The 21,269-nt window shown below is 70.7% G+C and carries 17 protein-coding genes; 14 read left to right on the plus strand and 3 right to left on the minus strand.

Annotated features, from left to right (window positions below; genetic code table 11):
- Positions 1-19 precede the first annotated feature (19 nt).
- From ruvB to AWQ68_RS24010, 6 genes are all read left to right on the plus strand, one after another.
- Complete coding sequence (gene ruvB / locus AWQ68_RS23985) at positions 20-1,036, plus strand: Holliday junction branch migration DNA helicase RuvB (RefSeq protein ID WP_066943852.1); 1,017 nt, start codon at positions 20-22, stop codon at positions 1,034-1,036.
- Between the two features lie 350 nt (positions 1,037-1,386).
- Entirely contained in the window at positions 1,387-1,812 is a 426-nt protein-coding gene (yajC, locus tag AWQ68_RS23990) for a preprotein translocase subunit YajC (protein ID WP_066943854.1), read from the plus strand.
- Positions 1,813-1,854: 42 nt separating this feature from the next.
- The gene (gene secD / locus AWQ68_RS23995) at positions 1,855-3,576 is read left to right on the plus strand and encodes a protein translocase subunit SecD (protein ID WP_306306821.1); all 1,722 of its coding nucleotides are present in this window, start codon (positions 1,855-1,857) and stop codon (positions 3,574-3,576) included.
- Positions 3,576-4,637: a protein translocase subunit SecF gene (gene secF / locus AWQ68_RS24000; RefSeq protein WP_066943856.1), complete on the plus strand. Its 1,062-nt coding sequence runs from the start codon at positions 3,576-3,578 to the stop codon at positions 4,635-4,637. Before secD ends, secF begins: the two co-directional genes overlap by 1 nt.
- Positions 4,638-4,747: 110 nt before the next feature.
- Complete coding sequence (locus tag AWQ68_RS24005; protein WP_066943857.1) at positions 4,748-5,254, plus strand: adenine phosphoribosyltransferase; 507 nt, start codon at positions 4,748-4,750, stop codon at positions 5,252-5,254.
- A 245-nt stretch (positions 5,255-5,499) separates the two neighbouring features.
- Positions 5,500-7,683: a RelA/SpoT family protein gene (locus tag AWQ68_RS24010; protein ID WP_157545643.1), complete on the plus strand. Its 2,184-nt coding sequence runs from the start codon at positions 5,500-5,502 to the stop codon at positions 7,681-7,683.
- A 120-nt stretch (positions 7,684-7,803) separates the two neighbouring features.
- Here AWQ68_RS24010 and AWQ68_RS24015 read toward each other — a convergent pair whose 3' ends face one another.
- On the minus strand, positions 7,804-9,033 hold the full coding sequence (locus AWQ68_RS24015) for a DUF349 domain-containing protein (RefSeq protein WP_066943972.1): 1,230 nt from the start codon (positions 9,031-9,033) through the stop codon (positions 7,804-7,806).
- Positions 9,034-9,093: 60 nt separating this feature from the next.
- Positions 9,094-9,951 (minus strand): peptidylprolyl isomerase, encoded by an 858-nt coding sequence (locus tag AWQ68_RS24020; RefSeq protein WP_245656063.1) that lies wholly within the window; start codon positions 9,949-9,951, stop codon positions 9,094-9,096.
- 136 nt (positions 9,952-10,087) lie between these two features.
- Between AWQ68_RS24020 and AWQ68_RS24025 the strand changes: the two genes are divergently transcribed.
- Genes AWQ68_RS24025 through aspS form a run of 3 tightly spaced genes read left to right on the plus strand, consistent with a single transcriptional unit; the run spans position 10,088 to position 13,805 of the window.
- Positions 10,088-10,792, plus strand: coding sequence for an MBL fold metallo-hydrolase (locus tag AWQ68_RS24025; protein WP_066943862.1), 705 nt, complete (start codon positions 10,088-10,090; stop codon positions 10,790-10,792).
- Entirely contained in the window at positions 10,792-12,048 is a 1,257-nt protein-coding gene (gene hisS, locus AWQ68_RS24030; protein ID WP_174554139.1) for a histidine--tRNA ligase, read from the plus strand. The genes AWQ68_RS24025 and hisS overlap by 1 nt, the downstream gene beginning before the upstream one ends.
- Positions 12,045-13,805, plus strand: coding sequence for an aspartate--tRNA ligase (gene aspS, locus AWQ68_RS24035; protein WP_066943866.1), 1,761 nt, complete (start codon positions 12,045-12,047; stop codon positions 13,803-13,805). The genes hisS and aspS overlap by 4 nt, the downstream gene beginning before the upstream one ends.
- A gap of 89 nt (positions 13,806-13,894) precedes the next feature.
- On the opposite strand, the gene AWQ68_RS24040 is transcribed toward aspS, so the two are convergent.
- Entirely contained in the window at positions 13,895-14,755 is an 861-nt protein-coding gene (locus AWQ68_RS24040) for a peptidylprolyl isomerase (RefSeq protein ID WP_245656064.1), read from the minus strand.
- Positions 14,756-14,908: 153 nt separating this feature from the next.
- Between AWQ68_RS24040 and AWQ68_RS24045 the strand changes: the two genes are divergently transcribed.
- The 5 genes from AWQ68_RS24045 (at position 14,909) to AWQ68_RS24065 (ending at position 21,268) form a co-directional block, all read left to right on the plus strand.
- On the plus strand, positions 14,909-18,133 hold the full coding sequence (locus AWQ68_RS24045; RefSeq protein ID WP_218007001.1) for a S41 family peptidase: 3,225 nt from the start codon (positions 14,909-14,911) through the stop codon (positions 18,131-18,133).
- Between the two features lie 142 nt (positions 18,134-18,275).
- A complete protein-coding gene (locus AWQ68_RS24050; RefSeq protein ID WP_066943872.1) occupies positions 18,276-18,722 on the plus strand; it encodes a DUF2231 domain-containing protein in 447 nt (148 codons plus the stop codon).
- A 428-nt stretch (positions 18,723-19,150) separates the two neighbouring features.
- A complete protein-coding gene (locus AWQ68_RS24055; RefSeq protein ID WP_066943874.1) occupies positions 19,151-20,467 on the plus strand; it encodes a replication-associated recombination protein A in 1,317 nt (438 codons plus the stop codon).
- 172 nt (positions 20,468-20,639) lie between these two features.
- On the plus strand, positions 20,640-21,017 hold the full coding sequence (locus tag AWQ68_RS24060) for a DUF948 domain-containing protein (RefSeq protein ID WP_066943876.1): 378 nt from the start codon (positions 20,640-20,642) through the stop codon (positions 21,015-21,017).
- On the plus strand, positions 21,014-21,268 hold the full coding sequence (locus AWQ68_RS24065; protein ID WP_066943878.1) for a hypothetical protein: 255 nt from the start codon (positions 21,014-21,016) through the stop codon (positions 21,266-21,268). Before AWQ68_RS24060 ends, AWQ68_RS24065 begins: the two co-directional genes overlap by 4 nt.
- The last annotated feature ends 1 nt before the right edge of the window (position 21,269 follow it).

Consider the following 21,269-nt stretch of genomic DNA (forward strand, 5'->3'; position numbering starts at 1 on the left):
GGCGACGGGGGAGGCAGTCATGAGCATCGAGCGCGACCTGGTGTCGCCCGACGCCGAGGGGGACGAGCACGCCATCGAGGCGGCGCTGCGTCCCCGCCGCCTGGAGGAGTTCATCGGCCAGGGGAGGGTGCGCGAGCAGCTCTCGCTGGTGCTGGAGAGCGCCCTGCGCCGCAACCGGCCGCCGGACCACGTGCTGATGAGCGGCGGCCCTGGCCTGGGCAAGACCACGCTCGCCATGATCATCGCGGCCGAGCTGGGCGCGCCGCTCCGGATGACCTCCGGCCCGGCGCTGGAACGCGCCGGCGATCTCGCCGCGATCCTCTCGACCCTCTCCGAGGGCGAGGTCCTCTTCATCGACGAGATCCACCGCATGGCCCGCCCGGCCGAGGAGATGCTGTACCTCGCGATGGAGGACTTCCGGGTCGACATCGTGGTCGGCAAGGGGCCGGGCGCCACGTCCATCCCGCTGGACATCGCGCCGTTCACGCTGGTCGGGGCGACCACGCGCGCCGGGCTGCTCCCGGCGCCGCTGCGCGACCGCTTCGGCTTCACCGCCCACATGGACTTCTACGAGGTGCCGGAGCTGGAGCAGGTGCTGCACAGATCCGCGCGGCTGCTGTCCGTCGATCTTCCCGGCGAGGGCGCGCACGAGATCGCCCGCCGGTCCCGCGGGACGCCCCGCATCGCCAACCGCCTGCTGCGCCGGGTTCGCGACTTCTCCGAGGTGCGCGCCGAGGGCGTGGTCACCCGCGAGGTGGCCGCCGCCGCGCTCAACCTCTACGAGGTGGACGGCGAGGGCCTGGACCGGCTCGACCGCGCCGTGCTCGGGGCGCTGCTGCGCAAGTTCGGCGGCGGCCCGGTCGGGTTGTCCACGCTCGCCGTGGCGGTGGGGGAGGAGCCGGAGACCGTGGAGGTGGTGGCGGAGCCGTTCCTCGTTCGGCAGGGCCTGCTGGCCCGCACACCGCGGGGTCGCGTGGCGACCGCGGCGGCCTGGACGCACCTCGGCCTGATCCCGCCCCCGGACGCCCCCTTCTGAACCGCGCGGCCGTTCCGCTTCCGCTGGAGGAGTGGCGGAGCCGTGAATGACCGACGACGAAAGCCGTGCATTTCTTGAATGACGGAGAAATATCAGGGGGGCCGAAGTCGGTCGAGAAGGGCGCATCAGCCGTGCATGGTCACAGATCGGTTGCAAAGACGCTGAAATGGGCACTTTCCCGCGTGCCATATCGTGGGTTCGTTGCCGCTCTTCGAGCGGCTCGCCTACACTGCGTGGCTTGACCGGCCGCTTACGCTGACACTTCTCGGCGACGCGGTCGCGGCGCGCAAAACGCCTAACTGGACCTCCGGTGTCAAGCCGGTTCATCACCTAATGGAAGGGTGGCCCCCGTGGGCAACAACCCGCTTGGGACGTTTCTGCCACTGATCTTGCTGGTAGTGGTGTTCTACTTCCTGCTGATCCGCCCCCAGCGCAAGCGTCAGCAGGAGCAGCTGCAGATGCAGAACACGCTTACGCCGGGCGCGCGCGTCATGACCACCACGGGTCTGTTCGGCACCGTGGTGGGCCTCCAGGACGAGGACGTCATCCTGGAGATCGCGCCGGGTGTGGAGACCCGCTGGGTCAAGGCCGCGATCGGTCGCGTTGTGACTCCCGTTGACGGTGCCGACGCCGACGAGACGGATGCTGCCCAGTCCGTGGCGCAAGAGGGCGTTCGCGACGACGCCCATGAGGACATTCAGAAAGACAAGGGCGAGCAGGTGACCGAGACCTCCGAAGACGGGGGCGCCAAGGACTCGAGCACCAAGCAGTCCTGACCACGCTCACTGAAGATCCCTTGACGAAAGAGTCGACCACCAGTGGCCCCACCGACCAGTAGCCAGATCAGGCCAGGACGCACGCTCCTGGCCCTTCTGGTGATCATCCTCGCCATGGGGGCGTCGATCGTCTTCCAGAAGGCGTTCGTCCCCAAGTTCGGTCTCGACCTCGCGGGCGGCACGACGGTGACGCTGTCGCCCGTGACCGCGGACGGCAAGGCCCCGCCGCAGGAGAGCCTCGACCGGGCCGTCAACATCATCCGGGACCGCGTGAACGGCACCGGCATCTCCGACGCCGAGGTCGCCAGGTCCGGCGACAACATCGTCATCTCGGTGCCGGGCGCCGGCCGCGACGAGGCCATCAAACTGGTCGCCACCACCGCGGAGATGCGTTTCCGCCAGGTGCTCGCGGTGGCCGCGGCCACGACTCCGCCGGCCGCCCTTCCCACGACCGCGGCAACGCCGAGTTCGTCGGCCGTGACCCCGTCCCCCGGCGCCACGCCGGCCGGGCGCGCGGTCTCCAAGGCCGTTGCCGAGCCCACACCGACGCCGGGCGTGACCAGGCGGGCGAGGTCGCATACCGCCACCGGTGAGAGGTCGGCGGCCGGGACACGGGCCAAGGCGACTCCGTCGCCCTCGCCCTCGGCCACCGCCGGCGAGGAGGACCCACTCGCCGGGCAGGACGTCTCCGGCATCGACCCGGCTGTCCTGGAAGCGTTCCGCAAGATCAACTGCACCGCGAAGGACCGCGGCCAGGGCGCTCAGGACGACCCGAACAAGCAGATCGTGGCCTGCAGCCAGGACGGCTCCGCGAGGTACATCCTCGACAAGGCCGCCGTGCAGGGCTCCCAGATCACCACCGCGTCGGCCGGCGTACGCCAGGACACCGGCGAGTGGGTGGTCAACCTCGACTTCAAGAGCCAGGGCGCGTCGCAGTGGAGCGACCTCACCGCCAAGGCCTTCGGCGCCCAGGCGCCGCGCAACCAGATCGGCGTCGTCCTCGACGGCCTCGTGATCACCGCCCCCTCCTCGAACGGCCGGATCCCCGGCGGCAAGACCGAGATCTCGGGCGGCTTCACCCAGCAGACCGCGACCGAGCTCGCCGACCAGCTCAAGTACGGCGCGCTGCCGCTCAAGTTCGTGCAGAGCTCCGTCGTCTCCGTCTCCTCGACGCTCGGTCAGGACCAGCTCCGCGGCGGCCTCGTCTCCGGCGCCATCGGTCTGCTGATCGTCATGCTCTACCTGCTGCTCTACTACCGGGGCCTCGGCGCGATCGGCATCGCCAGCCTGGGGGTGGCGACGATCGCCACCTACCTGTCGGTGGCCGTCCTCAGCGCGAACGTCGGCTTCCGATGGTCGCTGCCACACATCATCGGCCTCGTGGTCTCGATCGGCATCACCGCGGACTCGTTCATCGTCTACTTCGAGCGCATCCGTGACGAGATGAAGGAAGGCAGGCGCACTCTCCGCGCCGCCGTCGAGGTCGCCTGGCGGCGGGCCAAGCGGACGATCCTGGTCGCGGACGCGGTCATGTTCATCGCCGCGGTGGTGCTCTACTTCCTCGCCGTCGGCGGTGTCGCCGGGTTCGCGTTCGCCATGGGCCTGACCACGCTCATCGACATCGTGGTGGTCTTCCTCTTCACCAAGCCGCTCATGTCGCTGGCCGCGCGGCTGAAGTTCTTCTCGAAGGGCCACAAGCTGTCCGGGCTCGACGCCGAGCGCATGGGCCGCAGCGGTGCCGAGCAGACCCTGCAGGAGGCGTGATGCCGGGCATTATCAGCCGCCTGTACCGCGGCGACATCGACATCGACTTCGTCGGCAAGCGGAAGCTCTGGTACGGCCTGTCGGCCCTGCTGATGGCGGTCTCCATCCTGGGCATGGTCATCCACGGCCTCAACCTCGGCGTCGAGTTCAGGGGCGGCTCGGTCTTCGAGTTCCCCCGGGCGGCGAGTTCCAGCGTCGAGGAGGTCAGGGAGACCATCCACGAGACCGGGGTCCACCAGACCATCGTGCAGCAGGCCGGGGCGAACTGGCGGGTCACCACCGAGAGCCTGGACACCAACGAGGTCCCCAAGGTCCAGCAGGCGGTCGCGCAGAAGTACCACATCGACGTGAACGAGGTCAGCACCCAGGTCATCGGTGCGACCTGGGGTGGCGAGGTCGCCCAGAAGGCGTGGATCGGCCTGGCCGTCTTCATGCTCGCGATCATGCTGTACCTCAGCCTCGCGTTCGAGTGGCGGATGGCGCTCGCCGCCATCGTGGCCCTGGTCCACGACCTCGTGATCACCGCGGGCATCTACGCCTGGTCCGGCTTCGAGGTCACCCCGGCCACCATGCTGGGCTTCCTCACGATCCTCGGCTATTCGCTGTACGACGCGGTCGTCGTCTTCGACATGATCAAGGAAGTGACGGGCAAGCTCGGCACGAGCGCGAAGATGACCTACACCCAGGCCGCGAACAACGCGCTCAGCCACACGCTGATCCGGTCGCTGAACACCTCCCTGGTCGCGATCCTGCCGGTGGCGGCGATCCTGTTCATCGGCACCACGCTGCTCGGCGCGGGCACGCTGAAGGACCTCTCCCTGGCGCTGTTCGTCGGCATGGTCGTCGGCACGTACTCCTCGCTGTGCGTGGCCACGCCCATCCTGGTCACGCTCAAGGAGCGCGAGCCGCAGTGGCAGGCCCTGGCCAAGCGGGTGGCCCAGCGCGAGGCCTCCGCCGCCAAGGCGGCCGCGGCCGACGCGCGCGCTGCCAAGCAGCCGGTGGGCGCGGGGTCGCAGAACGGGACCTCGGCGACCGAGGACGACAAACGCAAGAAGCGCTGACCGGTACGGTTGACGCATAAGTACGGCGACGGCGCTCCTGTGCCGCCTCCGGCGATGCCCGGCATCGCGGGAGGGACGCGGGGGCGCCGTCCTCATGAAGTGGGCGGAAAATGACCGAGTGGGTCTCCCTGATCAGAGACGTTCCCGACTACCCGAAGCCGGGCGTCGTGTTCAAGGACATCACCCCGCTGCTGGCCGACCACAGCGCGTTCACGCAGGTGGTGGACGAGCTGGGCGCCGGCCTGGCGTTCGACAAGGTGGTCGGCATCGAGGCGCGCGGCTTCATCCTGGCCGCCCCGGTGGCGTACCGGGCGGGGGCCGGGTTCGTCCCCGTGCGCAAGAAGGGCAAACTGCCTGCACAGACGTTCGAGGCGAACTATGATCTGGAGTACGGCTCCGCGACGGTGGAAGTGCACTCCGACGCCTTCGCCCCGGGCGAGCGGGTGCTGATCGTGGACGACGTGCTCGCCACGGGAGGCACCGCCAACGCGACCGTGGAGCTGGTCAGGAGAGCGGGCGCCCACATCATCGGGGTGTCCGTCCTGATGGAGCTGTCCTTCCTCTCCGGCCGCGACCGGTTGCCTGGCCTGGAGGTCCGTTCCCTGGTGACCGTCTGAACCGACCGCATCCAGGCGAAAAGCGGGCATACGGCGCGGATACACTGGGGAGCCTGGACTCGACGTGAGGAGTCTGTGTGCCCCGTGATGTGGTCGTGCCCGACGGCGTGCGGGCCCGGAGTGAGTCCTGGCCCGCCGAGGCCGAGGAGACGGTAGTCGCGCGCGACGCATCGGAGGCAGTGGAGGAGAGACCCGCGCCTGCCCAGCGACGGCGGCGGGCGCGGTTCGGGGGGCAGTGGGGTGCTATGAATCCGGTGTTGGAACCGCTCTTCAAGACGGTTCGCGCGACCCATCCCAAGGCGGATCTCCGGCTGATCGAGCGCGCCTACGATGTCGCCGCCCACCATCACCGCGACCAGAAGCGCAAGAGCGGCGATCCGTACATCACGCACCCCCTGGCCGTGGCGACGATCCTGGCCGAGCTCGGCACCGACGACGAGACGCTCTGCGCGGCGCTCCTGCACGACACGGTCGAGGACACCGCCTACAGCCTGGAGGAGCTGCGCGCCGACTTCGGCGAGAGCATCGCCCTGCTGGTCGACGGCGTGACCAAGCTGGACAAGGTCAAGTTCGGCGACGCGGCGCAGGCCGAGACCGTCAGGAAGATGGTCGTCGCCATGGCGCGCGACATACGCGTGCTGGTCATCAAGCTGGCCGACCGGCTGCACAACATGCGCACGATGCGCTACCTGCCCGAGCACAAGCGGCAGCAGAAGTCCCGCGAGACGTTGGAGATCTTCGCACCGCTCGCGCACCGGCTCGGCATGAACACCATCAAGTGGGAGCTGGAGGACCTCGCGTTCGCCATGCTCTACCCGAAGCGGTACGACGAGATCGCCCGGATGGTGTCCGAGCGCGCCCCCCGCCGCGACCTGTTCCTGCAGGACGTGATCGAGAAGGTCTCCGCCGACCTGCGTGAGGCCAAGATCCGGGCGACCGTCAAGGGCCGTCCGAAGCACTACTACTCGATCTACCAGAAGATGATCGCCAAGGGCGTGGCGTTCGACGACATCTACGACCTGGTGGGCATCCGCGTGCTGGTGGACACGGTGCGTGACTGCTATGCCGCCCTCGGGACGATCCACGCGCAGTGGAGGCCGGTGCCCGGGCGGTTCAAGGACTACATCGCGATGCCCAAGTTCAACATGTACCAGTCGTTGCACACGACGGTCATGGGCCCCGAGGGCAAGACGATCGAGCTGCAGATCCGTACCCGCGCGATGCATCACCGCGCGGAGTACGGCGTGGCCGCCCACTGGAAGTACAAGGAGGAGATGAACGGCGCCCCCGGCACGGCGAAGGGGAAGCAGGTCAACGACATGGCCTGGCTGCGCCAGCTCCTCGACTGGCAGAAGGAGACCTCCGACCCGGGCGAGTTCCTGGAGTCGCTGCGCTTCGACCTGTCGGTCTCGGAGGTGTTCGTCTTCACGCCGCGCGGCCAGGTGATCGCGCTGCCCGAGGGCGCCACCCCGGTCGACTTCGCGTACGCGGTGCACACCGAGGTGGGGCACCGGTGCATCGGGGCCCGGGTGAACGGCCGCCTGGTGCCGCTGGAGTCGCGGCTCGGCAACGGCGACACGGTGGAGATCTTCACCTCCAAGTCGCCGGACGCGGGCCCCTCGCGTGACTGGCTGAAGTTCGTCAAGAGCGGCCGGGCCCGCAACAAGATCCGGCAGTGGTTCTCCAAGGAGCGCAGGGAGACCGCCATCGAGGCCGGCAAGGAGGCCATCGGGCGGGCGATGCGCAAGCAGGGGCTGCCGCTGCAGCGCCTGATGTCCGGCGAGGCCCTCCTGGCGCTGGCGCGCGACCTCAGGTACCCGGACGTGTCGGCTCTCTACGCCGCGGTCGGCGAGGGCCACAGCGGGGCCCAGGCGGTCGTCCAGAAGCTCGTCCAGTCCCTCGGAGGCGTCGAGGGGGCGGAGGAGGACATCGCCGAGGCGGCGGTCCCCACGAAGCTCAGGGGGCGTCCCAGGGGCGGTTCCAACGCTGGCGTCATCGTGGCGGGCGACCCGGACGTGTGGGTGCGGCTGTCGCGGTGCTGCACGCCGGTACCCGGCGACGAGATCGTGGGCTTCGTGACCCGCGGCCACGGGGTGTCGGTCCACCGGACGAACTGCCCCAACGTGGAGCAGCTCAGCGCCCAGCCCGACCGGCTCGTGCAGGTGGCGTGGTCCCCCGGCGGAGACTCGGTCTTCCTGGTGGCGATCCAGGTCGAGGCGCTGGACCGGCCCCGGCTGCTGTCGGACGTCACGCGTACCCTGTCGGACCAGCACGTGAACATCCTGTCCGCCACGGTGGCGACCAGCCGGGACCGGGTCGCGGTGAGCAAGTTCACCTTCGAGATGGGTGATCCCAAGCATCTCGGCCACGTGCTCAAGGCGGTGCGCAACATCCAGGGCGTCTACGACGTCTACCGCGTGACGAACTGACCGTCGGCGTTCCGCACACTCGGAGCCCTGACACGCGTCGTCCCCCGCCGCGCGATCGCGACGGGGGACGAGACGGTCCGACGGTGGGGGCGGCCGGCGCCGCCCCCGGTGAACTCGGCGTCAGGAGAACTCGGCGAGCGTGCGCTCGGCCTCCTCAAGCCAGGAGCGCCGCGCGGTGAGCGCCTCCTCGGCCTCCTTGACGTCCTTGTCGCGGCCCGCCGTCCGGGCCTTGGACAGCCGGGCCTCGAGCTGCTCGATCGACCGGCGGAGCTGGTTGACGGTGTCCTGGGCGCGCGCCCTGGCCTCCGGGTTCGTACGGCGCCACTCGTTCTCCTCGGCCTTGCGGACCGAGTCGTCGATCTTGCGCAGGCCGCCCTCCAGCCGGTCGCGCTGGTCCCGCGGCACCGGTCCGGCCGCCTCCCAGCGCTCCAGGATGCCGCGCAGCACGGCGCGGGCGCTCCTGGCGTCCGTGATCGGCAGCAGCTTCCCGGCCTCGGCGAGCAGCGCCTCCTTGATCTCCGCGTTCGCCGCGAAGGAGGCGTCCCGCTCGGCGAAGACGGCCGACCTGGCGTGGAAGAACTGGTCCTGCGCGCCCTTGAACCTGGTCCACAGCTCGTCCTCGACCTCACGGGAGGCGCGGCCGGCGGCCTTCCACCGGCGCATCAGCTCGCGGTAGGCGGCGGCGGTCGCGTTCCAGTCGGTCGAGCCGGCGATCGCCTCCGCCTCGGCGACGATGCGCTCCTTCTCGTCGCGCACCGCGTCCCGCTGCTCGTCCAGCGAGGAGAAGTACGCCTTGCGCCGCTTGGCGAACGCCGTACGGGCGGCGGACAGGCGCTTCCAGAGGCCCGCCTCGGTGGGGCGGTCGATGCGCTCGGCGGCCTTCCACTCCTCGACGAGCTGGCGCAGCCGCTCGCCGCCGGACTTCCAGTGGGTCGCCTCCTCGGCGATCCGCTCGGCCTCGGCGACGATGCGCTCCTTGACCTCGCGCGCCTGGGTCCGCGCCTTGTCCCGCGCGGCCTTCACTTCGTCGCGACGCCTGCCGACGATCTCGGTCAGGGCGTCGAGGCGGCCCTGGAGCGCGCCCAGGTCGCCCACGGCGTGGGCCTCGGTGACGGCCTCGCGGAGCTTCTGGATGCTCGCCTCCGCCTGCGCGGGCGGCAGATCGGTGCCCCGCACCCGCTGTTCGAGAAGCTGGACCTGGCCGGCCAGCTCCTCGTACTTGCGGTGGTAGTAGGCGAGAGCCTCCTCCGGTTCACCGGCCTGCCAGGACCCGACGGCTCGTTCACCCTCGGCCGTACGTACGTAGACGGTGCCGTCGTCGTCTACCCGGCCCCACGGGTCGGTGGTCACGGTGTCCTCCCGCACTCGAATCAGCCTCCGGGGCCCCATTGTGCCCTTGGTTGTATTACGTCAGCTCTTGCTGGTTATTGTCACGTCTTTGATTTCGACGGGCCGCTTGGGTGCGCCCGTACCATCGCCACCGGCTCCGGTGATGACGCCCCGCTTGGCCACTTTGTCCAGGATTTCCAGCCCCTTCGTCACGGTACCGAAAGGCGTGTAGTCCGGGCTCAGCCCGGTGTCGCCGTACACGATGAAGAACTGGCTGCCGTTGGTCGCGGGACCGCTGTTGGCCATGGCGAGCACGCCGCGGTTGTACTTGGCGCCCGCGAGGTTCTCGTCCACGAAGCGGTAGCCGGGGCCGCCCTGGCCGTCGGTGGGGTTCTTGCCGTCGGCCTTGGCCAGCGGGTCGCCGCACTGAAGGATCGGGAAGCTGGTGCCCATCCGGTGGCACCGGGTGTTGTCGAAGTAGTCCTTCGACGCGAGGAACTTGAACGAGTTGACCGTGCAGGGCGCGTTGACCGCGTCGAGGTTCGCGACGATGTCCCCGTAGTTGGTCTTGATCGTCATGACCGCCGGGGCGGTGCTCACCTTCTCGGGCGGCATGCCCACGTCCTTGACCGGGCCGCCGTCGGCCGCCTTCACGTACGAGCACGTGCCGGCCGCGGGGTCGTACGCCTTCGGCTCCTCGCCGGCGGCGATGCTCGGCTTGGCCTTGGCGGTGGCGTCGTCGCCACCGGCCATGAAGGCGATCGCCCCCACGATCGCCCCCACCGCCACGACGGCGACGGTGGTCGTTCCGATGACGGCGGTGCGCCGGGCCTTGCGCTGCCGCTCAAGTCTCGCCTGCGTCTGCCGCTGGTAATGCTCCCGGGCCAGCTGCTTCTGGCGGTCCTTGCCGGTGACCACTTCGTCCTCCCGACTGTCCAAGAATGACTATTGAGGTGGGCGAATCGTATCGGCACACGGGTATGCGTTCGCAGCCTGCCGACCCGCACCGGTACCCTTCGGTTACATTCGCTCGCGCATTCCTTGATACATCTTCTGAGACGAAGAGGCCGATTCCGTGCTCGTCGCCGGGTTTCCCGCAGGGTCGTTCCAGACCAACTGCTACGTCGTCGCTCCCGCCGAAGGTGAGGAGTGCGTCGTCATCGACCCAGGTCAGGACGCTGTCGAGGGCCTCGACGAGATCGTGCGCGAGTACCGGCTCAAGCCGGTCGCGGTGCTGCTGACCCACGGCCACATCGACCACATGTGGTCCGTCGTGCCCGTCTGCGGCGCGCGGGACGTGCCCGCCTGGATCCACCCCGAGGACCGCGAGCTGCTGTCGGATCCCGGCAAGGGGCTTTCCCTGCAGGCCGGGCAGATGCTGTTCGGCGGGCTGGAGTTCACCGAGCCCGACGACGTCCGCGAGCTGAGCGACGGCGCCGTGCTGAAGCTCGCGGGCATGGAGATCACGGTCGACCACGCGCCCGGCCATACCAGGGGGTCGGTGACGTTCCGGGTTCCTGAGATCATGTTCTCGGGCGACCTGCTGTTCGCCGGCTCCATCGGCCGTACCGATCTTCCGGGCGGGGACCACGAGACGATCCTGCGCAGCCTGGCCACCGTGTGCCTGCCGCTGCCGGACGAGACGACGGTCCTGCCCGGCCATGGACCGCAGACGACCATTGGCCGCGAGCGCGCGACCAACCCCTACCTCCGCGGGCTGCTCGACCAGCAGGCCTCGGGCGGGGACGCGCCGCCCGCAGGCCCGACCAGGGGACTGTGATGAGCTTTCAAGCGCCGAAGGGCACCTTCGACTGGATGCCGCCGCGCTCCGAATGGGCGCTCGCCGTACGCGACGCGCTGTCCGCGCCGGCCCGTGCGGCGGGCTACGGCTACATCGAGACGCCGGCCTTCGAGGACACCCGGCTGTTCTCCCGCGGCGTCGGTGAGTCCACCGACATCGTGACCAAGGAGATGTACACCTTCGAGGACAAGGGCGGGCGGTCGATCACGCTGCGCCCCGAGGGCACCGCCTCCGTGGTGCGCGCGGTGATCGAGCACGGACTGCCGGGCGGCCCGCTGCCGGTCAAGCTGTGGTACTCCGGCAGCTACTACCGCTACGAGCGGGCCCAGAAGGGCAGGTACCGCCACTTCTCGCAGATCGGGGCCGAGGCGCTGGGCGCGGAGGACCCGGCCCTGGACGCCGAGCTGATCACGCTCGCCGTGGACGGCTATGCCCGGCTCGGGCTGCGGAACGTGCGGCTGCTGCTGAACTCGCTGGGCTGCCGCGAGTGCCGTCCCGCGTACCGGGCCGCGCTGCAGGAGTTCCTGCGCGGGCTCGACCTGGACGAGCCGACCCGCCAGCGCATCGAGATCAACCCGCTGCGCGTGCTCGACGACAAGCGGCCCGAGGTCCGTGCCCAGCTCGCGGACGCGCCGCTGGTCACCGACCACCTGTGCGGGGCGTGCAAGACGTACCACGAGGAGGTGCGCGGCCTGCTCCGTGAGGTGGGCGTCTCCTACACCGACGACCCCCGGCTGGTCCGCGGCCTCGACTACTACACCCGTACGACCTTCGAGTTCGTGCACGACGGCCTCGGCGCCCAGTCGGCCGTGGGCGGCGGAGGCCGCTACGACGGGCTGAGCGAGATGATCGGTGGCCCGCCGCTGCCCAGCGTCGGCTGGGCGCTCGGCGTCGACCGCACCGTCCTCGCGATGGAGGCCGAGGGACTGCTCACCGAGCGTCAGGGCAGCGTGGACGTGTTCGCCGTGCCTCTCGGCGAGGAGGCGCGGCGGCGGGTCTTCGCCCTGGTGGCGGAGCTGCGCCGGGCCGGCCTTTCGGTCGACATGGCCTTCGGCGGGCGCGGCGTCAAGGGCGCGATGAAGGCGGCCGACCGCAGCGGCGCCCGGTACGCCCTGATCCTCGGCGACCGGGATCTGGAGTCGGGGGCCGCGCAAGTGAAGGACATGACCACAGCCGAGCAGACCGCGGTGCCGATCGCCGAGGTCGTCGACATCCTGAAGGGGAAATTCTCGTGATCCGCAGTCACGAAGCAGGGACGCTTCGTAGGGAGCATGCAGGCCAGCGGGTGACGCTGGCGGGCTGGGTGGCCCGCCGCCGCGACCACGGCGGGGTCGTCTTCATCGACCTTCGGGACGCCTCCGGCTCCGTCCAGGTGGTCTTCCGTGAGGAGGACCACGCCCACGACCTGCGCTCGGAGTACTGCGTCAAGGTGACCGGCGAGGTTCGCGTGCGCCCGGAGGGCAACGAGAACCCCGACCTGCCGACCGGCGCCGTCGAGGTCGTCGCGTCCGAGGTGGAGGTGCTGAGCGAGGCCGCGCCGCTGCCGTTCCCGATCGAGGGCAGCACCGGCGTGTCGGAGGAGGCGCGGCTGAAGTACCGCTACCTCGACATCCGCCGGGCCCAGATCGCCGACGCGCTGCGGACCCGCTCGCAGGCGACGTACCTGGCGAACGAGGTGATGCGGGAGCGCGGGTTCGTCTACGTCGAGACCCCGAACCTCACCCGCTCCACCCCCGAGGGTGCCCGCGACTTCCTGGTGCCGGTACGGCTCCAGCCGGGCAACTGGTACGCCCTGCCGCAGTCGCCGCAGCTCTTCAAGCAGCTCCTCATGGTCTCCGGCCTCGAGCGCTACTACCAGCTCGCGCGCTGCTTCCGCGACGAGGACCTTCGGGCGGACCGGCAGCCCGAGTTCACCCAGATCGACATCGAGATGTCGTTCGTCGACCAGGACGACGTCATCGAGCTCGGTGAGGCGCTGATCGGCCGCATCTGGAAGGAGATCCTCGGCTACGAGCTGCCGACGCCGCTGCCGCGGATGAGCTACGCCGACGCGATGTCCCGGTACGGCTCCGACAAGCCGGATCTGCGCTTCGGGGTCGAGCTGACCGACCTGACGGAGTACTTCGCCAACACCTCCTTCCGCGTCTTCCAGGCGCCGTACGTCGGCGCGGTCGTCATGCCGGGCGGCGCCGGGCAGACCCGCAAGGAGCTGGACGCCTGGCAGGAGTGGGCCAAGTCGCGCGGCGCCCGGGGCTTGGCGTACGTGCTGGTCCAGGAGGACGGGCTCGGCGGCCCGGTGGCCAAGAACCTGTCCGAGACCGAGATCGCCGGCCTGGTCAAGGTCACCGGCGCGCAGCCCGGGGACGCGATCTTCTTCGCGGCCGGCCTGCCCCATCCCTCACGGGAGCTGCTCGGCGCGGCCCGGCTGGAGATCGGCCGCCGCTGCGACCTGATCGACGAGTCGCAGTGGTCGTTCCTGTGGGTCGTGGACGCCCCCATGTTCGAGCCGGTGGTCGACGAGGTCGGCCGGCAGACCGGCTGGACCGCCGTGCACCACCCGTTCACCGGCCCCAAGCCCGAGTTCGCCGACACCTTCCACGACAACCCCGGCGAGGCCCTGGCGTACGCGTACGACATGGTCTGCAACGGCATGGAGATCGGCGGCGGCTCGATCCGTATCCACCGGGCCGAGATGCAGCAGCGGGTCTTCGACGTGCTCGGCATCTCCAAGGAGGAGGCGGAGAGCAAGTTCGGCTTCCTGCTCGAGGCGTTCAAGTACGGCCCGCCGCCGCACGGCGGCATCGCCTACGGCTGGGACCGCGTCTGCATGCTCCTCTCGGGCGGCGAGTCGATCCGCGACGTGATCGCGTTCCCGAAGACCGCCTCCGGGTTCGACCCGCTGACCGCCGCTCCCACGCCGATCACGACCGAGCAGCGCAAGGAGGCCGGGGTGGACGCCAAGCCCAAGGGCCAGGAGGCCCCGAAGGCCTGACGGCGCCGCTTCCGCGCACATGACGACGGCCCCCGGGCCCGGTGGTGAACCGGGCCCGGGGGCCGTTCGTCGTGCCGCGCTGCCGCGGGTCAGGAGATCCTGATGGTCTTGATCTGGACCTTCATCTTGGGAGCGTTCGAGCCGCCGTCGTCGCTGGTGATGTCGATGCCGTCCTTGGCGGTGTTGACCCCGCCCTTGGCGATCTTGTCGACGATCTCCATGCCCTGGCGCACGATGCCGAACGGCGTGTACGCCTGCGGAAGCTGGGCGTTCTCGTCCGTGTAGGAGATCACGAACTGGCTGCCGTTGGAGTTGGAGGCGTCGCCGCCCTGGGCCATGAAGACCACGCCGCGGGCGTACTGCGGACCGAGGTTCTCGTCGGGGAACAGGTAGCCGGGACCGCCGGTGCCGTCGGTCGGGTTCTCGCCGTCGCCCTTGGCCTGCGGGTCGCCGCACTGCAACAGGCCGAGACCGTTGGACTCGATCGTGGTGAGCCGGTGGCAGACCGTGTTGTCGAAGAACTTCTTGCTCGCCAGGAACGCGAACGAGTTGATCGTGCAGGGCGTGTCGCCGGGGGCGATGTCGATGACGATTCTGCCGAGGTTGGTGTAGATCGTCATCGTCTTGGCGTTGATCACCGCCTTCGACAGCTGCTTCGGCGGAAAGCCGACGAACTTCGCCGGGCTGCCGGTGTCGTCCTTGCGGTACTCGCAGGTCACCTTGCGCAGGTCGGTCTCCTTGACGGTGGGTGTCGGCTCAGCGATCTCCGAAGGGACGGCGGAGGGCACCTCCGAGGGAGCGGGCGTCGGAGCCCCGTCCGCGGAGTTCTTCGCCTCGCTGCACGCCGCGAGGCTCCCTACGAGCGCGAGCACACTGAGGCCGACGCCGATGGTGCGCCTGGCCTTGCTCCTGGGCAGAGCCGGGTGCTGCTGCCGGTCCGTGTCGGTCACCGTTATGCCTTCCCTTTTACCTGTCTTGACCACTTGCGATGCGTCACTTTATCGGCGTTCATGTCGGGTACGCGTAAGCAGGAGACTCACAGGTATCTCAAGTAGCAAAAATCACGATCTTGCGGTAAAAGGGCTTCCCGTTACGATTACTTGGTGACGAGTGGGTCTTACCTTCGATTTCCCCACGTTCACCGGCGATCGCTGACGTTCGTCGCGGAAGACGACGTCTGGATCGCCCCCCTCGACGGCGGCAGAGCCTGGCGGCTCACGGTCGACCGGGCCGGGGCGAGCCACCCGAGGTTCTCTCCCGACGGCACCAGGGTCGCCTGGACCAGCCGCCGCGACGGCGACCCGGAGATCCACGTGGCCGCGATCTCAGGCGGCCCCGCCACCCGGCTCACCTACTGGGGCGACCCGCGCACCGAGTCCCGGGGCTGGCTCGACGACCACACCGTCGCCGCCGTCAGCGCGCACGGCCAGCCCTTCTCGTTCTGGACCTGGGCGTACGCGATCCCCGACGACGGGCGGCCGGCCGCGCGGCAGCCGTACGGGCCGGTGGAGGACCTGCACGTGTCGGGTGAGGACACGCTGCTGCTCACGGGGGCGGCGGGACACGACCCCGCGCACTGGAAGCGCTACCGGGGCGGCGGCACGGGCCGGCTCTGGCTCAACGGGCGGCGGCTGCTGGAGAGCCACGAGGGCCAGATCGCCTCGCCCATGATCGTCGAGGGCCGGATCGCGTTCCTCTCCGATCACGAGGGCGTCGGCAACGTCTACTCGTGCGCCCTCGACGGCTCGGACCTGAAGCGGCACACCTGGCACGAGGACTTCTACGCCCGCCAGGCGGGCACGGACGGGCGGCGGATCGTCTACACGCGGGCGGGCGAGCTGTGGCTGCTGCCCCGCCTGGACGCCCGCCCCGAGCGGCTGGACGTGACGCTGGGCGGCGCGGGGACCGGGCGTCGGCCCCGCCACGCGCCGCCGCTGCTCGACGACCTCGCCTGCGACGCCACGGGACGGGCCAGCGCCGTCGAGGTCGCGGGCGCCGTCCTGTGGCTCACCCACCAGGACGGCCCGGCGCGGTGCCTGGACGCCCGACCCGGCGTCCGGGCCCGGCTCCCCGTCGTGCTCGGCGCCGTACGCGCGCCGGAGGGGGAGGAAGCGGCCCGGCGCGGCAACGGGCCGGTCGCCTGGGTGAGCGACGCGGGCGGCGAGGACGGCATCGAGTTGGCGGAGCCCGGCGGCACGGTCAGGAGCCTCGCCTGCGGCCGCCTCGGGCGGGTGCTGGAGCTGTCCGGCTCGCCGGACGGGACGATGATCGCGGTCATCACGCACGACGGCAGGGTCCTCCTCGTCGACGCCACGGGCGGCGGGACGGAGGCGACGGTCACCGAGGTGGCGCGGTCGGAGAGCGGCCCGCCCAGCGGGGCCCGGTTCTCGCCCGACTCGGCCTGGCTGGCCTGGTCGCACCCGGGGGTGGGCTCGCTGCGGGCGATCCGGATGGCCCGGCTGCGCTCACGGACGCCCCGTACGGCACCTGAGGGAACCCCCGGCGGCCAGGACCCGGCGGATCCGGTGACGCGCGCCGACCCGCTCGTCGTCGAGGTCACCGACGGCCGCTTCACCGACACCGAGCCGGTGTTCACTCCCGACGGGAGATATCTCGCGTTCCTGTCCAGGCGGGGCTTCGACCCGATCTTCGACGTGCACAGCTTCGACCTGGCCTTCGCGGCGGGCTCACGACCCTTCCTGCTGCCGCTCGCGCGGAGCACGCCGTCGCCGTTCGCGCCCTCCGTGGACGGCCGTCCGTCCGAGCACGAGGACGCCGGCGGCGGCGACCTCGTCGTGGACACCGAGGGGATGGCGGGCCGGGTGGTCGGCCTGCCCGTGCCCGAGGGGAGCTACACGAGCCTCCAGGCGGTCAAGGACGGTCTCGCCTGGCTGCGCCACCCCCTGCGCGGCTCCCTCGGCACAGGAGAGCCTGGGACGCCGCGACGGCCCCTCCTGGAGCGGTTCGACCTCACCAAGCGCTCCTGCGAGGAGGTCGCGCCCGCCGGCGCCTTCTCGGTCAGCGGCGACGGCGCCCGCATCGCGTACGTCGAGGGAGGGGCGATGAAGGTCGTCGGCGGCAGCGGCGACTCGATCGAGGTGGACCTGCGCAGAATCCGGGTCGAGATCGACCCGCCGAGCCGCTGGCGCCAGGCGTACGCGGAGGCAGGGCGGCTGGTGCGCGACCAGTTCTGGGTGGCCGACATCGCGGGCGTCGACTGGCCCGGCGCGCTCGCCGCGTACCGGCCGTGGCTCGACCGGATCTCCGGCGCGGACGACTTCGCCGACGTGCTGGGGGAACTTTTGGGCGAGCTGGCGTCCTCCCACGCCTACGTGGTCCCCGCCGCTCCGGAGCAGTGGTACCGGTACGTCGGCATGCTGGGCGCCGACCTCGCGCCCGACACCGACGGCCTGTGGCGGGTCCGGCGCGTCCTGCCCGCCGAGTCCTCCGACCCGCAGGCCAGGTCGCCTCTCGCCGGGGCGGGCGTGCGGCCGGGCGACGCCGTACTGGCCGTGGACGGCAGGCCGGTGGACCCGCGCACCGGGCCCGCGCCGCTGCTGGTGGACACGGCGGGCCGCCCCGTGGAGCTCACCGTCGAGTCCGGCGACCGGGTGTTCCGTGTGGCCGTGGTGCCGCTGTGGGACGACCGCACGCTGCGCTACCACGCCTGGGTCGCGGAGCGCAGGCAGCGGGTACGGCGGCTGAGCGGGGGCCGGGCGGGCTACCTGCACGTCCCCGACATGGACGCCGCCGGCTGGGCACAGCTCCACCGGGACCTCGGCCGGGAGCTGGCGCGGGACGCCCTCGTCGTCGACGTGCGGGGCAACCGGGGCGGCTTCACCTCGCAGCTCGTGCTGGAGAAGTTGTCGCGGCGGATCGTCGGCTGGATGCTGAGCCGCCACCACGAGCCGACGAGCTACCCCATGGAGGCGCCGCGCGGCCCGGTCGTCGTCGTGTGCGACGAGGCGACGTGCTCGGACGGCGACATCATCACCGGCGCGGCGCAGGCGCTCGACCTCGGCCCGGTGGTCGGCGCGAGGACGTGGGGCGGCGTCATCGGCTACGACGAACTGCACCGGCTCGGCGACGGCACCTCCCTCACCGTCCCCGGCTACGCGCACTGGATCCGCGGATACGGCTGGGAGCTGGAGAACGGGGGCGCCGCACCGGACGTGGAGGTGCTCAACACCCCGGCCGACTGGGCCGTGGGCGCGGACCCGCAGCTCGACACGGCGGTGCGGCTGGCGCTGGAGGGGCTCGACACGACCCCCGCCGCCGCGCCTCCCGACCCCGCCGGCCGTCCTCACCGGGGCCGCGCCGCCACCTGACCCGCGGGGCGGGTCGCTTACGTTAGCCGGCGCCGCGTGCGCTCATATTGTTCTCAGATCTCTCTGAGAACCTCGCCGTGATCACGTACGCATCAGGGTGAGGGACCACCCTGACACGATCGCGAAGCCAGGAGCGACGCCCATGTTCGACGAGATGTTCGGCCTGCCCGTCCACCCCCTGCTCGTCCACGCCGCCGTGGTGCTCACGCCGCTGCTGGGACTCCTCAGCGTCGGCTACGCCGTGCTGCCGAGGTTCCGCGCGAAGCTCGACTGGCTACTTGTCCTGGCGGCGCTCGGAGCGCCCGTCGCCGTGTTCGTGGCGAAGGAGAGCGGAGAGTCCTTCGAGAGGAAGCTCTTCGAGGGACACCCGTCGGCCGCCGTCAACGCGCACGAGGCCTTCGCGAACCCGTTGCTGCTGAGCACCGGCGCGCTCGGCGTGGTCGCCCTGCTGCTCGTCTTCGGTGCGCGGCGGTGGCCGAAGGTGGCCGGCACGGCCCTGTCCGCCGCCTCAGTGGTCCTCGCCGTCGTCGCGGGCTACTACGTCGTACGCGCCGGGCACAGCGGGGCGACGGCGGTCTGGGGCGGCTGACGGCAGCGTTCAATCGCCTCGCTCCGCTCGGCGGCTCGGGGCGCGGCGATGTCTTCCTTCGTCGCCCGGAGTCGCTCGTTCCTCGCTGTGCGTACTGCCTCGCTCCTCTCGGCGGCTCGGGGCGCCCGAAGTCGGCTCGTGCCCTCGTCACGTCCTCGCTCCTTCGTCGCTGCGGGCGTTCCTCGGTTACTTCACCGCCGCGCCCTTCGCGGGCCACTCGCTCCTCAGTCCAGACACCGCCGCGCCCGTGTCTATTTGCGCTCGCTTCGCTCGCGCGGGCTCGGGGCGCCCTCAGGCGATGTCTTCCCTCGTCGCTCGGAGTCGCTCGTCCCTCGCTCCCCACTCGCTCCTCAGTCCAGACACCGCCGCGCCCCGAGCGTGATGGTTCCCGGCGGGGTGGCTCGGCCGGAACGGCTAGAGTCGAGGTTGTGGACAGTCTGTTCGATTCGGTGGCCGAGGAGGCCCATAGGAGCCACGAGCCGCTGGCCGTCCGGATGCGCCCGCGCGGGCTGGACGAGGTGATCGGACAGCGCCACCTGCTCGGCCCCGGCACGCCGCTGCGCCGCCTGGTCGAGAGCGAGGCCCCCATGTCCCTGTTCCTGTGGGGACCGCCGGGCACGGGGAAGACCACGCTCGCCTACGTCGTGGCGGGCGCGACCAAGCGCAGGTTCGTGGAGATCTCCGCCGTCTCCGCCGGCGTCAAGGACGTACGCGCCGCGATCGACCAGGCCCGTCGCGAGCTGGGCATGAGCGGGCGGCAGACGGTGCTGTTCGTCGACGAGGTGCACCGGTTCAACAAGGCCCAGCAGGACGCCCTGCTTCCCGCGGTCGAGAACCGCTGGGTCACCTTCATCGGCGCCACCACCGAGAACCCGTTCTTCTCCGTCATCTCGCCGCTGCTGTCGCGGTCGCTGCTGCTCACCCTGGAGTCGCTGGGAGAGGACGACGTTCGCGCCGTCCTCGAGCGGGCGGTGCGCGACCCGCGCGGCCTCGACGGGCGCGCCACGCTGCATCCCGACGCGCTCGACCAGCTCGTACGGCTCGCCGGGGGCGACGCCCGCAGGTCGCTCACCTACCTGGAAGCGGCGGCGCTGCTGGCCGACCAGATCACCGTCGAGGTCGTGGAGCGCGCGGTCGACAAGGCGGCGGTCCGCTACGACCGCCAGGGCGACCAGCACTACGACGTGGTCAGCGCGTTCATCAAGAGCATGCGCGGCTCGGACGCGGACGCGGCCCTGCACTACCTGGCCCGGATGGTCGAGGCGGGGGAGGACCCCCGGTTCATCGCACGCCGGATTGTGATCTTCGCCTCAGAGGATGTGGGCATGGCCGACCCCACCTGCCTCCAGGTCGCCGTGGCGGCGGCACAGGCGGTTGAGTTCATCGGGCTGCCCGAGGGCCGCATCAACCTCGCCCAGGCCGTGATCCACTGCGCGCTCGCCCCCAAGTCCAACGCGGTGATCTCGGCCATCGGGGCCGCCGCCGACGACGTACGGCGCGGCCAGATCGGGCAGGTCCCCTCCCACCTGCGCGACGCCCACTATGCCGGGGCGAGCAAGCTCGGCCACGGCAAGGGCTACCAGTACCCCCACGACTTCGAGCACGGCCTGGTCCGGCAGGACTACGCCCCCGAGGAGCTCCGGGACCGGCGCTACTACCGGCCCACCAAGCACGGAGCGGAGGCCAGGTTCGCGGAGCGCTGGGCCAGGATCCGCGCCTTCCTCAGGGGCGAGACCGGCGCCTGACGAGGGGCGCGGGAGGTCTGGAGCGGGCCCGGGAAGGCGTGGTGGGCCTCGGCGTGTCCGGCGTTCGCGGTAGGGTCTTGCCATTCCAGCCGGATCCGCGCGCCCGAGACGCGCGGCGCGGATTCGCGCGACGTCACGCGCCTTGCCACCTACCGAGGAGACGGATCCGCACATGCTTACCGCGGGAGAGGTCGCCGGTCTGATCGTCGCGATGTTCTGGGCGATCCTGGTGTGCTTCATGGCCGTCGTGCTCGTCAGGCTGGCCCGCCTGCTCACCGAGACCACCAAGGTGGTGTCCGAGCTGAGCGATCGGGTGGTGCCCCTCCTTGAGGACGTCGGCCACACGGTCAACGAGACGAACCGCCAGCTCGTCGCGGTCGAGGCGATCACCGAGAACGTCAAGGACGTCAGCGGCAACATGGTGAAGATCACCGGTGTCGCCGCCATGCTGTTCGCCGGACCGATGATCAAGCTGTCCGCCCTGAGCTACGGCGTCCGCGAGGCGCTGGCCCGGCGGGAGCGGCGGGCGATCGGAGGGCGGCGCCCGTGATCCGCCGGACCTTCTACATCGCCGTCGGCGCGTTCCTCGCGGTCTGGGCCATGCGTAAGCTTCAGGCCATGCGGCCGGACAGCGTCGCCCGGCGCGCGGCCGACCGGGCCGCGGGACTGGCCGGCGAGCTCGCGGAGTTCGCCGGGGACGTCCGCGCCATCGCGCGGGAGCGGGAAACCGAGTTGCGTTCCCGCATGGGACTCGAAAGTGTTGACAGAAACCACGACCACGACGTAAAGGATGGCCGCTGAA

The sequence above is a fragment of the Microtetraspora fusca genome (genome assembly GCF_001570365.1).
In the GTDB taxonomy this organism is placed as follows: Bacteria; Actinomycetota; Actinomycetes; order Streptosporangiales; family Streptosporangiaceae; genus Microtetraspora; species Microtetraspora fusca.

What these genes read in the sequence shown, in the direction of transcription:
- ruvB (WP_066943852.1), top strand. Translation starts at nt 20, where the DNA reads ATGAGCATCGAGCGCGACCTGGTGTCGCCCGACGCCGAGGGGGACGAG.
- secF (WP_066943856.1), top strand. Translation starts at nt 3,576, where the DNA reads ATGCCGGGCATTATCAGCCGCCTGTACCGCGGCGACATCGACATCGAC.
- AWQ68_RS24005 (WP_066943857.1), top strand. Translation starts at nt 4,748, where the DNA reads ATGACCGAGTGGGTCTCCCTGATCAGAGACGTTCCCGACTACCCGAAG.
- AWQ68_RS24010 (WP_157545643.1), top strand. Translation starts at nt 5,500, where the DNA reads ATGAATCCGGTGTTGGAACCGCTCTTCAAGACGGTTCGCGCGACCCAT.
- hisS (WP_174554139.1), top strand. Translation starts at nt 10,792, where the DNA reads ATGAGCTTTCAAGCGCCGAAGGGCACCTTCGACTGGATGCCGCCGCGC.
- AWQ68_RS24050 (WP_066943872.1), top strand. Translation starts at nt 18,276, where the DNA reads ATGTTCGACGAGATGTTCGGCCTGCCCGTCCACCCCCTGCTCGTCCAC.
- AWQ68_RS24060 (WP_066943876.1), top strand. Translation starts at nt 20,640, where the DNA reads ATGCTTACCGCGGGAGAGGTCGCCGGTCTGATCGTCGCGATGTTCTGG.